Annotated in this window: 8 protein-coding genes and 1 pseudogene; 7 read left to right on the top strand and 2 right to left on the bottom strand. The window is 62.0% G+C overall.

Translation table 11 applies throughout. The features are described 5' to 3' along the window. The first annotated feature begins 27 nt into the window (after positions 1–27). Together AC3WLM_RS14860 and AC3WLM_RS14855 are read left to right on the top strand one after the other, a co-directional pair. Positions 28–1,647, top strand: a complete 1,620-nt coding sequence (locus AC3WLM_RS14860) for an NAD(P)/FAD-dependent oxidoreductase (RefSeq protein ID WP_492477789.1) — start codon at positions 28–30, stop codon at positions 1,645–1,647. Next, positions 1,644–2,822 (top strand): BaiN/RdsA family NAD(P)/FAD-dependent oxidoreductase, encoded by a 1,179-nt coding sequence (locus tag AC3WLM_RS14855; protein ID WP_492477788.1) that lies wholly within the window; start codon positions 1,644–1,646, stop codon positions 2,820–2,822. The genes AC3WLM_RS14860 and AC3WLM_RS14855 overlap by 4 nt, the downstream gene beginning before the upstream one ends. Positions 2,823–2,832: 10 nt before the next feature. Here the strand turns inward: AC3WLM_RS14855 and AC3WLM_RS14850 are convergent, their stop codons facing one another. Continuing rightward, positions 2,833–3,036 carry a hypothetical protein gene (locus AC3WLM_RS14850; RefSeq protein WP_062345115.1) on the bottom strand — a complete coding sequence of 68 codons (204 nt, stop codon included), beginning with the start codon at positions 3,034–3,036 and terminating at the stop codon, positions 2,833–2,835. A gap of 285 nt (positions 3,037–3,321) precedes the next feature. Between AC3WLM_RS14850 and AC3WLM_RS14845 the strand changes: the two genes are divergently transcribed. Both AC3WLM_RS14845 and AC3WLM_RS14840 read left to right on the top strand, forming a co-directional pair. Further along, a complete protein-coding gene (locus AC3WLM_RS14845; RefSeq protein WP_492477787.1) occupies positions 3,322–4,866 on the top strand; it encodes a sensor histidine kinase in 1,545 nt (514 codons plus the stop codon). Further along, a complete protein-coding gene (locus tag AC3WLM_RS14840; RefSeq protein WP_039333793.1) occupies positions 4,863–5,546 on the top strand; it encodes a response regulator transcription factor in 684 nt (227 codons plus the stop codon). The genes AC3WLM_RS14845 and AC3WLM_RS14840 overlap by 4 nt, the downstream gene beginning before the upstream one ends. A 750-nt stretch (positions 5,547–6,296) precedes the next feature. Here AC3WLM_RS14840 and AC3WLM_RS14835 read toward each other — a convergent pair. Beyond that, complete coding sequence (locus AC3WLM_RS14835) at positions 6,297–7,286, bottom strand: lactonase family protein (RefSeq protein ID WP_492477786.1); 990 nt, start codon at positions 7,284–7,286, stop codon at positions 6,297–6,299. A gap of 181 nt (positions 7,287–7,467) precedes the next feature. Here AC3WLM_RS14835 and istA (AC3WLM_RS14830) point away from each other — a divergent pair. From istA (AC3WLM_RS14830) to istB, 3 genes and pseudogenes are all read left to right on the top strand, one after another. Further along, positions 7,468–8,535, top strand: a pseudogene (istA, locus tag AC3WLM_RS14830) (IS21 family transposase); the annotation flags it as partial. A 48-nt stretch (positions 8,536–8,583) separates the two neighbouring features. Next, on the top strand, positions 8,584–9,846 hold the full coding sequence (istA, locus tag AC3WLM_RS14825; RefSeq protein WP_492477676.1) for an IS21 family transposase: 1,263 nt from the start codon (positions 8,584–8,586) through the stop codon (positions 9,844–9,846). Then, positions 9,843–10,613 carry an IS21-like element helper ATPase IstB gene (istB, locus tag AC3WLM_RS14820; RefSeq protein ID WP_066043586.1) on the top strand — a complete coding sequence of 257 codons (771 nt, stop codon included), beginning with the start codon at positions 9,843–9,845 and terminating at the stop codon, positions 10,611–10,613. Before istA (AC3WLM_RS14825) ends, istB begins: the two co-directional genes overlap by 4 nt. The last annotated feature ends 54 nt before the right edge of the window (positions 10,614–10,667 follow it).

Raw genomic sequence — 10,667 nt, 5'->3', positions numbered from 1 at the left:
CCCGCGCGATTTCGCTAGGGCGGCGCCATGCTTCGTATCAATGAACTGAAACTGCCCCTCGATCACGCTGCCGAAGATCTTCCGGCGGCGATCTGCGCACGTCTGGACATCGCGCCAGCAGACCTCACGCGATACCAGATCTTCCGTCGTGGCAACGATGCCCGCAAGAAGCACGCGATCCTGCTGACTTACGTGGTCGATTGCGTCGTGGCGAACGAGGCCGAAGTGCTGGCCCGCTTTGCGGACGACCAGAACGTGAAGCCCACGCCTGACACCTCCTACAAGCTCCCGGTCATGGCCCCCGAAGGCTGGGATGGTGAGCGCCCGGTTGTCATCGGGGCGGGCCCGTGCGGATTGCTGGCTGCGCTGATCCTCGCGCAGATGGGCCTGAAGCCGATCATCATCGAGCGCGGCAAGGCGGTGCGCGAACGCACGAAGGACACTTGGGGCTTGTGGCGGCGCTCGGTGCTGGAGCCGGAATCGAACGTGCAGTTCGGCGAAGGTGGCGCTGGTACGTTTTCCGACGGCAAACTCTACAGCCGCATCAAGGACCCGCGCCATCTCGGGCGCAAGGTGCTGGTGGAGTTCGTAAAGGCCGGCGCGCCTGACGATATCCTTACCGAAGCCCACCCGCACATCGGCACCTTCCGCCTCGTCACCATGGTCATGTCGATGCGCGAGACGATCGAAAGCCTTGGCGGCGAGTACCGCTTCCAGACCCGCGTGGAAGACTTCGAGATCGAGACTGCCACCGATGGCACACGCCGGATTGCGGGCCTGCACCTGTCGGACGGCTCGTTCCTGCCCGCGCGCCACGTCATCATGGCAGTCGGCCATTCCGCGCGCGACACCTTCCAGGTGCTATTCGATCGTGGCGTCCACATCGAAGCCAAGCCGTTCGCCATCGGCGTGCGTATCGAGCACCCGCAAAGCTGGATCGACACTGCGCGCTATGGACCGAGTGCGGGCAACAAGATCCTCGGCCCTGCCGCCTATTCGATCTCGCACAAGTGCACGAACGGGCGCACGGTCTACTCCTTCTGCATGTGCCCGGGCGGGCGCGTCGTTGCCGCGACCAGCGAAGAGGGCCGCGTCGTCACCAACGGCATGAGCCAGTATTCGCGCGCCGAGTTCAATGCGAACTCGGGCATTGTCGTCGATATCGATCCGAGCAAGGATTACCCCGGCGGACCGATGGCGGGCATGGCTTTCCAGCGTCACTGGGAAAGCCTCGCCTTCGAAGCGGGTGGGCGCAACTACATGGCGCCGGGCCAGAAGCTGGGCGACTTCCTTGCCGACCGTCCTTCCACGGAGTTCGGCAGCGTTATCCCGAGCTACAAGCCCGGCGTGCACCTGACCGAACTCAAAAAGTGCCTGCCCGACTACGTGATCGAATCCATTCGTGAGGCCCTGCCCGCGTTCGGTCGCATGGTCCCGGGCTATGACCACCCTGACGTGGTGATGACCGGTGTGGAAACGCGCACGTCTTCCCCGGTGCGCATAACGCGCGGCAAGGATTGCCAGAGCCTCAACACACGCGGCCTCTACCCTGCCGGCGAAGGCGCAGGCTATGCCGGCGGCATCCTTTCGGCCGCGGTCGACGGGATCAAGGTCGCCGAGGCCCTCGCCACCGAACTCCTCGCGTGAACGCCGCCAACTACGACGCGATCATCCTCGGCGCGGGCGCGGCGGGGCTGATGGCTGCGCTGACCGCAGGCCAACGCGGGCGGCGCGTCCTGCTCGTCGATCATGCCGACGAGCCGGGCAAGAAGATCCTGATCTCGGGCGGCGGGCGGTGCAACTTCACCAACATCCACACTGCCGCCGACCGCTACATTTCCGAAAACCCGCACTTCGCGCGATCGGCCTTGGCTCGCTACACGCCTGCAGGCTTCATCGGGATGGTCAATCGCCACGGCATCGCATGGCATGAGAAGACGCTGGGCCAATTGTTCTGCGACGGCTCAGCGCGGCAGATCGTGGACATGCTGATGGCAGAGTGCCGCGATGGCGGGGTGACGTTCGCCTTTGGCCAGAGCGTGAGCACGGTCGATCATGCCGACGGCCTGTACCGCGTGACCATCGATGGCCGTGATCATCACGCCCCTGCCCTGATCCTGGCAACAGGGGGCCTGTCCATCCCGAAGATGGGGGCGACGGGTTTCGCTTTCGAGATCGCGCGCAAGTTCGGCTTGCAGGTGGTGCAGACCCGCCCCGCCCTCGTGCCCTTCACCCTGGGTGAGGACGAGGCGCTGTTCCGTTCGCTCTCGGGCGTTTCGACCGATGTCGTCACGCACTGGGGCAAGACAGCGTTTCGCGAAGCGGCGTTGTTCACGCACAAGGGCCTGTCTGGCCCTGCCATGCTGCAGATTTCCTCATACTGGCAGCACCGCACGCCAATCGCCGTCAACTTCCTGCCTGAAGAGGGCGCCGACTGGCTGATCGAGGAAAAGCGCAATCGCCCCCGCGCGGCTTTCCGCTCGGCTCTTGCCCGCCGACTGCCGGAACGGCTTGCAGAAGCGCTTGGCAGCCGGCTTGGCCTGGAGGGCGAGCTTTCTGGCATGAAAGACGCTGACTTGCGCAAGGCCCAGCAGCAACTCGCGCGCTGGCCGTTCAATCCGAACGGCACCGAAGGCTATGCCAAGGCGGAAGTCACCGCCGGCGGCGTTTCAACCCGCGCGCTGAATCAGAAAACCATGGCTGCAGCGAAAGTGCCCGGCCTTTATGCCATTGGCGAGGCCGTAGATGTAACCGGGTGGCTGGGAGGATACAATTTCCAATGGGCATGGGCCAGCGGCCGCGCTGCAGGCGAAGCTGTGTGAACACCAGGCTTCAGCCCTCGATCAGGTCGAGATAAGCCACGACATCATTGTCGGTCGCGATGAACAGTCCTTCCTGAAGTTCAAGTGGCTGCTCCGCCGCGATCCGCAGGGCTTCGCTCAGCGGCCCATAGAACAGCGTGTCGGCCGAACCGCCCTCCGGCCCGTCTCCCAGATGGTAAAGGCGAACGCTTGCGTGATCGTGAGTGGTGCGCATCCGACTGCGATGCCATGGACGCAGCACATTGTCATCCATCAGCATGCCGAACCAGATCTGGCGCCTGCCGCATTCATGGAAATTTAATCGGCCAATTCGTTGATCGGAAAGCGTTGTCAGGACAATGTGAGTGTGAGGTCAGGGCGTGTGCCGTTACTTGAGCTCGAAGCAGCGGCACAGGCAGGGGAACGCCATTTCTATGTTACGATTGAAGCGAGGCGTGTCATCGCCCGACGCCAGGCATAGTGCCCGCAATCGCTTCGCCATGCTGCGGGCGATGTGCGCATGAACGCGCTGCGCCTGAAGCTGTGGGTCTCATTGGTGTTCATGCTGTTCATCGTGGCAGTGCCGGGCGTGATTGCCAACCATGCAGTGAAAGTCATCCGTGCGCAGCAGGCAAGGTCCGAAGCCTCGTCGCAATCACTCAGCGCGTTCCAGAGGCTCGCGGTTCTAGGATACACCCTGCAGCAGGAGCGCTACACCGATCCAAGCGCGTTCGTCCAGGATCGCGAACTCTACATCGATGGCGTCCGCTCCCACGTCACCAATGCGGAGCGTTACATCAACGCCGAAATCAAGATGATCAGCGAGACGCCGCTCAAGCGCAAGCAGCGCGCCTCGGAGATAGAAGAGGAAGTCAAGCAACGGGAAACCCTGAAGAAGATCGGTGCCAGCCTCGAGCGCTCGTTGAAGGGCGATAAGCCGGACACGGTCTGGGAAGACCTCGTGTTCGAAGCGATCAAGATCGAGGAGCGCGAGGCGAAGGAGTACCACCGCAGCTCGATCGAGACGTTCCAGGGCGTCATCGACACGATGACGCTGACGGTGACGGTCGTGACCATTTGCGGTCTGCTCGCCGTCTTCTGGGGACAGCGCCAGCTGATCCGCCCGCTCGGAAACCTGCTGCAAGGCACGCGCGCCATGGCCGAAGGCGATTACACACAGCGCGTGCCGATTGTCGGCACGACGGAATTCCGTGCGATCGCCGAAAGCTTCAACATCATGGCCTCTCGCGTGGGCGAAAGTGCCGATACGCTGCGCAGGTCCAACGAAGAGCTCGAGCGGGCCGTTGCCCGGCGCACCAGTGAACTTGCCGCAACCAACCGTTCGCTGGAGCGATCGAACCGCCTGCGTCAGCAGTTTTTGGCCGATGCCAGCCATGAACTGCGTACGCCGCTTTCCATCATGCGCAGCGAGGCGGAGATCACGCTACGCGATGCCTCTGCGCAATCGGTTGACCTGCGAGGCGCGCTGGATCGGGTGGTCCGCCTGTCAGAGCTCATGGCCGAAATGATCGAAGACATGTTGAACCTGGCGCGTGCAGAAGAGCCGATGCTGCATACAACCATCGAACCGGTCGACGCGGTGGCGGCAGTGACCGACAGCATCGCCGACTTCCACCGCGTCATTGAAGCCGACGGCGGGAAGATCGTGCTTCACGATGGACCCTCCAGCATCATCGTTGAAGGCGACGAAGCCCGCCTCAAGCAGGTCATCCGCATCGTCGTTGACAACGCCGTGTGCTATTCCACGCACGCTCCCAATGTCGAAGCATCGGTCAGCGTGGAAGAGGATCATGCCGTCATAACCATCACCGACCACGGCGATGGCATACCGGCCGAAGACCTGCCCTATCTTTTCCAGCGGTTCCGCAGGGGCAGCAAGCGCAGCGGCAGCGGGCAAGGTCTAGGACTGTCGATTGCCCGTTCGATCACCGAAGCCATGGGCGGAACAATCAGCCTGACCAGCCGGGTCAATGTCGGCACGGTCGTCACCATACGCCTCCCTCTAATGTCGCCCGCATCGGCGATAGATGGTGCAAGCACATGAAACTGCTTCTCATTGAAGACGAAGTCGAACTCGCCGCAACCCTGCATCGCGGCCTCGCGCAGGAGGGCCACAAGGTCACGCTGGCAACCGACGGTGCAACTGGTCTTGAGTTGGCGACAAACCTTGCGTTTGACTTCATTCTTCTCGACGTAAATCTGCCGGACATGAGCGGATTTGATATCTGCTCGGCCCTCCGCGAAGCTGCCGTGACGACACCGATCATCATGGTCACCGCTCGCGACGATGTGGCCGACCGCATTCGCGGTCTCAAGGGGGGTGCGGATGACTACTTGCCAAAGCCCTTCGCATTCGAGGAATTGCTGGCCCGGATGGATGCGGTCAAGCGCCGGATGGAGCGGCCGCAATTCAGCCCGATCCAGCCCGATGGAAGCCTTACCGTGGGCGATCTGCACTTTGATCCCCGGACCATGACCCTCACGCGCGCCGGTTCGCCGGTCCAGTTGACCGTCAAGGAAATGGGCGTGCTGCGGCTGCTGATGGAATCCCCCGGCACGGTGATTTCACGAACCGAAATCCTGCGTGCGGTGTGGGGAATCGAGGACGATCCGCTGACCAATATCGTCGAAGTCTACCTCAGCCGCCTGCGCCGCAAGCTTCACGCGCTGGGCCCGCCCATCGTCGAAAACGTCCGCGGATTCGGCTACCGACTGACGGCCTGAAGGCGCACTGTCTGAAGTGACGATTGCTACACGAGCGCGTCACAGCGAGGCGCGCTCTCCCGCGTCACCGTAGACTGCAGGCCGCCGTCACCCAACGAAAATTGGATACCCCCAAAGCCATACCCCCGCTCTTACCCCCATTTTTTTACCCCGTTTTTCAGGTTCACGTCCTGCAAGGCACCAGCAGAGCGTGTGCTGGTTGTCCACCTCGGTCGACTTTCTACACTTTGAACTGGCTTATCTGTGAGAAAATCCACATCCGCGCGTCGGCCCGCAGTATGAACACGAAATCGTTGATTCTCCCACCTCTTATTCAAGCCAGCGTTCTAGCGTCAGTCGCGTTTCAGTCCTGACTTAAAACTGGACAGGTCGGTCCCTCTTTTGCTGGATCACGGTTGTGCGATCTCTGATGTGTCTGCCGCTCACAAGGTCCTCTAATGCGGAATCTCATCAAATCGCAGCCTCTCAGCTGGCTATCGATGGCGAGGTCGTACAACGCGCGCTCACGACTGCGTATGCGTGCGCCGTGATAAAGCGAATTGCCCTGATGTCTCGCCTGCGCGAAGTGCATTTCGGGCCAACATTCTGCCCTGCATTCGATGGCAGCCGATCGTGCATGGCAGCATCAAGATCTGAATGTCCCACCACGATTCTCCTTCGGTAAAAACGGGCACAGGAAGACTGCGAGATCCCATTCGACAAATTCAGGCCCTCGCGGAGATCTGGCCAAGCCGCAGCTGCGACCGATTTTCATGCGCTCATCAGGAATGCGGCCCCCGGCACAATGACATCGCAGAGGACATTGCCTACAGATGCGTCGATCGAGGAAACTGTGCCATCTTTTTCGTGAGCTGCCACAAGGTGCTTGTTCACTCTCGCGAGATGGCGTGGCGATTGGCCACCACTGGGAAAGCAAGCAACTTGGTGCAGCACGCCTTGCATCACTCGGAAAGCCACCAACGTGTCGGCTCCGCGGTTGCTTGTCCAAATCAGCTCGTCCTCAACCAACAGATGCCCACCGAGATTGCCAGGCTTGTTCGACGGGTCAGTTCGCAGGGAGTCCATTGGTATGAAAGTGCCGTCCGTCTTTGCGAGTGCCACCAGACCGCTTGACAATTCGCCGTTGACCATGACCTCGTCTGCCAATGCCACAAGGTGTCGGGGCCCGAATCCTGGCGGTGCGCAAAACATCACGCGCTTGTCTTGCAGTTCGCCTCCACTATCCACCGAGGCTGCAAATACCCGGTCGAGGCCGAGATCAGTGAAATATAGCGTACCTCCTTTATCGGCAAAGCGTGCGCAATGTACATGCGGACCAGCTTGCCGATCGGGATCAGGTCCTTTGCCGCTGTTTTGCAGGAACCCGCTACGGTGCAACGGCGCTCCCGTCGCAGCATCGAGCACGATGGTGGCCACGGAACCGCTTTCGTAGTTTGCCACGGCAAGAAGTGAGTGGTCCGGAGAGATATCGAGAAAGCACGGCGCGGCACCGCCCGTCGAGACGCTCCCCAAGGGCACCCACCGATCGTTTTCCAGACGCCAACCGGAGACTTGCCCGGCCTCTTGTTCGCAGACGAACCAAGCAGTCTGCAGGTCAGCACACCATAAGCCGTAACTTGCATCGACGATGCGCGACTCCGCCCCTTCGATTTCGATCCTTCCGGCTTCGTCGATCGTCGCCGAGATCAGACCTTCTCCACCGTTGGCACTGTAGGTGCCGATCCAGAACCGGTGCTTCATCAAAATACCCCCGGCAGCCTTATGACTTAAACATCTGGACCTACATGCGTTTCCTGAACAAGCTGTGGAGCGGCGTGCAAAATTGACCCCCATAGCGGGGTGATCGGCGTCTAAAATTGACCCCTTCATTCCTGGGTGTGAGGCACCGCCGTTTGGGATTTCCAAGCGGTGGGGGATGGGGATGTTGATTGTGGAGACGACGGCGAAGATCCGACGAGAAGCGAGGCAGGGTAAACCGATCAAGGCGATCGCGCGGGATATGCATTTGTCGCGCAATACGGTGCGCAAGGCGATCCGGGCACCCGAGGCGCAGTTCAGTTATGAGCGGCGAGAGCAGCCACGTCCGCAGACCGGCCCGTTCCGGGAGCGCCTGGATGAGTTACTGGAACAGAACGAGGAACGGCCCCGCCGTGATCGGCTACGGTTGACCCGGCTTCACGATCTGCTGGAGCGGGAGGGCTTCACCGGTTCCTATGATGCGGTCCGGCGGTATGCGGCGCGCTGGAAGCGGGAACGCCGGGTGGATGCCGGGGACATGAGTAAGGTGTTCATCCCGCTGCTGTTCCGCCCCGGCGAGGCCTACCAGTTCGACTGGAGCCACGAGGACGTCGAGATTGCAGGCAAGCCGATGCGGGTGAAGGTGGCCCATATGCGGCTGTGCTGGTCGCGCGCACCGTTCGTACGGGCCTATCCGCGCGAGACGCAGGAGATGGTGTTCGATGCCCATGTGCGCGGCTTTGCCTTCTTCGGCGGTGTGCCCACCCGGGGCATCTACGACAACATGAAGACCGCGGTGACGACCGTGTTCACCGGCAAGGAGCGCATGTTCAACCGACGGTTCCTGATCATGACCGACCACTACGGCGTGGAGCCTGTGGCCTGCAGTCCGGCGGCGGGGTGGGAGAAGGGCCAGGTCGAGAACCAGGTCCAGACTGGCAGGGAGCGACTGTTCAAGCCTCGCCTGCGCTTTGCCACTATCGAGGAGTTGAACGCCTGGCTGGAGGCCGAGTGCCGGCGCTGGGCCGAGCGCTATGCCCACCCGGACCTGGAAGACACGACCATCGCTGCGGCCCTGGAGAGGGAGCGCGCCATGTTGCAGCCACTGCCCGTGCCGTTCGACGGGTTCTTCGAGAGCGAACATGTTGCCACCGCGACCTGCCTCGTCAGCTTCGATCGCAACCGCTACTCGGTCATTGTTGAAGGACAGTTCACAGGAGCCGTAAGGCGACATCTACCTTTACGATTTGTCGCCTTGGCCTGATCGATTTCCCGGCGGGTAGTCTTCCGGGAGAGGACGATGGGTTGTCTCGATGGCGAGGCATTGACGGCGATGAGTGTGCTGTTGAAGCAAGGGCATACGCAGAGTGCGGTTGCGCGACTGCTTGGGATTACAGAGGGCGCGGTCCGTTATCACCGCCGCCGGCGCGCTGAGGGTGCGGTGGATGGGCGGAGCCGGCAGATCGGCAAGGCGGCCGAATATGCTGAAGCGATCGCGCACTGGCGCAGCGGCCGTGGGGATGGTGCGATCAACATCGCGGCGCTGCATGAGTGGCTGACGCGCGAACATGGCTATGCCGGGAGTCTGAAGTCGGTGCAGCGTTATTGGTCGCGGACATTTCCAGCCCCTGTGATCCGCGCGCGTCGCCGGGTGGAGACGCCGCCGGGAGCGCAGGCGCAGGTCGACTGGGCCGAGTTCCCGGGCATGGTGCTGGGCGAGGAAGTGGTCGACCTTTCGGCGCTGGTGATGACGTTATCGTGGAGCCGCAAGCGAGCGATCGTGTGGTCCCGCTCGAAGGATGCGTTGGCGTGGCAGTCATGCCATCTGGCCTGCTTTCAGCGCCTTGGTGGGGTCGCGGCGGTGATGCGCATCGACAACGTCAAGACGGCTCTGTCGAAGGGCGCGGGCGCTTGGGGAGAGATCAACCCGACCTACCGCCGTTTCGCCAGCCAGATGCATTTTCATGTCGATGCGTGCCAGGTCCGTCAGCCCCGCGCGAAGGGCAAGGTCGAACGTTCGGTCCGTGATTGCCGCGAGTACCTCGATCCTTACAGCGGTGTCTTCGGCAACCTTGCCGATCTACAGGCCTGGACGGATGAGCGAATGACCGAACGCTCAGGCCAATTGCGCTGCCCGGCGACCGGCACAAAGGTCATGCAGGCCTGGGAGCAGGAACGTTTCCTGCTGACCCGGCTCCCCGAGACGCTGCCCGAGCCGTTCGACGTTGCTGTGCGTCGCCAGGTTGGCGATGACTGCATGGCGAGTTTTGAAGGCCGCCAATACAGTGTGCCCTTCCGCTTCATCCGACAGGACGTCGAGGTACGTGGAGTCTCTGGCAGGGTACTGTTCCTGAAGAACTGCGAAGTTGTCGCCGACCATCCGCGCGGAACCGAGGCGCTGGTCGTCATTGACCCCGCCCATTTCGAGGGTCCGAGCACGCCCCGGGTAATTGCGCCGCTGCCGCTGGGCCGGATGGGCCGCAAACTGCAGGAGATTGCAAGCGCTGGTGTCCAGCACCGCTCTCTCGACCTCTATGCGCGCCTCGCGGAGGTGGCTCGATGAACACGCCCCGGATCAGGCTCGATATCGATGCCACCCGCGAGAAGCTGTGTCAGCTTGCTTGTGGCCATGCCGCAGATGCTCTCGATGACATGATTGGCGAGGCGGTGCGTGACGAGATCAGTGCGCACGTCTTCCTCGACCGGCTCCTCACGACCGAACTTGCTGGCCGCGAGGAGCGGCGTGTGCGGGTCATGCTCAAGAACTCGAAGCTGCCGTCGGGGCAGACGCTGGAGAACTTCGATTTTGCCTTCCAGCCCGCAATCGAGCGCTCACGCATCGACACACTCGCCACTGGCACCTGGATACGCAACGCCGAGGTGGTCCTGCTGCAGGGGCCGCCTGGCGTGGGCAAGTCGCACTTGCTCGCCGCGCTGGGCATCCGTGCGGTCCAACTCGGCTTCTCGGTCCAATACTACCGCTTCGACGAGCTCATGGCCGCGCTGCGCCACGACGCCCAATTGCCACCGCCGCGCATCAAGATGCGTAAATACATGTCGAGCGCGCTGCTGTTGATCGACGAGATGGGCTACGATCCGCTAAACCGCGAGGAAGCCAGCCTATTCTTCCGTCTCGTCAGCTATCGCTATGGCCGGGGCGCCATGATGATCACCACCAACAAAAGTATCCGCGACTGGACCGAACTGCTTGCTGGAGACGAAGTCCTCGCCACCGCCATCCTCGACCGGCTTCTCCACCGCGCCCATGTCCTCAACATCAAAGGCCGCAGTTACCGCCTGCGCGACCTCGAGGACGCCTTCAAGGCCTGACCGCCAATCCTCGTCGAAGAAATTTCAGGGGTGGGGAGCATGCTCCCCACCCCT

This window comes from Novosphingobium sp. FW305-C-30-35, from assembly GCF_058783135.1.
The sequence above is the reverse complement of the archived record's forward strand: the minus strand, read 5'-3'. Positions and strand labels throughout refer to the sequence as shown.

Bases quoted from the DNA above. Each gene is read 5' to 3' on its own strand.
- istB (WP_066043586.1), top strand. From the start codon at position 9,843: ATGAACACGCCCCGGATCAGGCTCGATATCGATGCCACCCGCGAGAAG.
- AC3WLM_RS14840 (WP_039333793.1), top strand. From the start codon at position 4,863: ATGAAACTGCTTCTCATTGAAGACGAAGTCGAACTCGCCGCAACCCTG.
- AC3WLM_RS14850 (WP_062345115.1), bottom strand. From the start codon at position 3,036: ATGCGCACCACTCACGATCACGCAAGCGTTCGCCTTTACCATCTGGGA.
- AC3WLM_RS14835 (WP_492477786.1), bottom strand. From the start codon at position 7,286: ATGAAGCACCGGTTCTGGATCGGCACCTACAGTGCCAACGGTGGAGAA.
- AC3WLM_RS14860 (WP_492477789.1), top strand. From the start codon at position 28: ATGCTTCGTATCAATGAACTGAAACTGCCCCTCGATCACGCTGCCGAA.
- AC3WLM_RS14845 (WP_492477787.1), top strand. From the start codon at position 3,322: ATGAACGCGCTGCGCCTGAAGCTGTGGGTCTCATTGGTGTTCATGCTG.
- istA (WP_492477676.1), top strand. From the start codon at position 8,584: ATGGGTTGTCTCGATGGCGAGGCATTGACGGCGATGAGTGTGCTGTTG.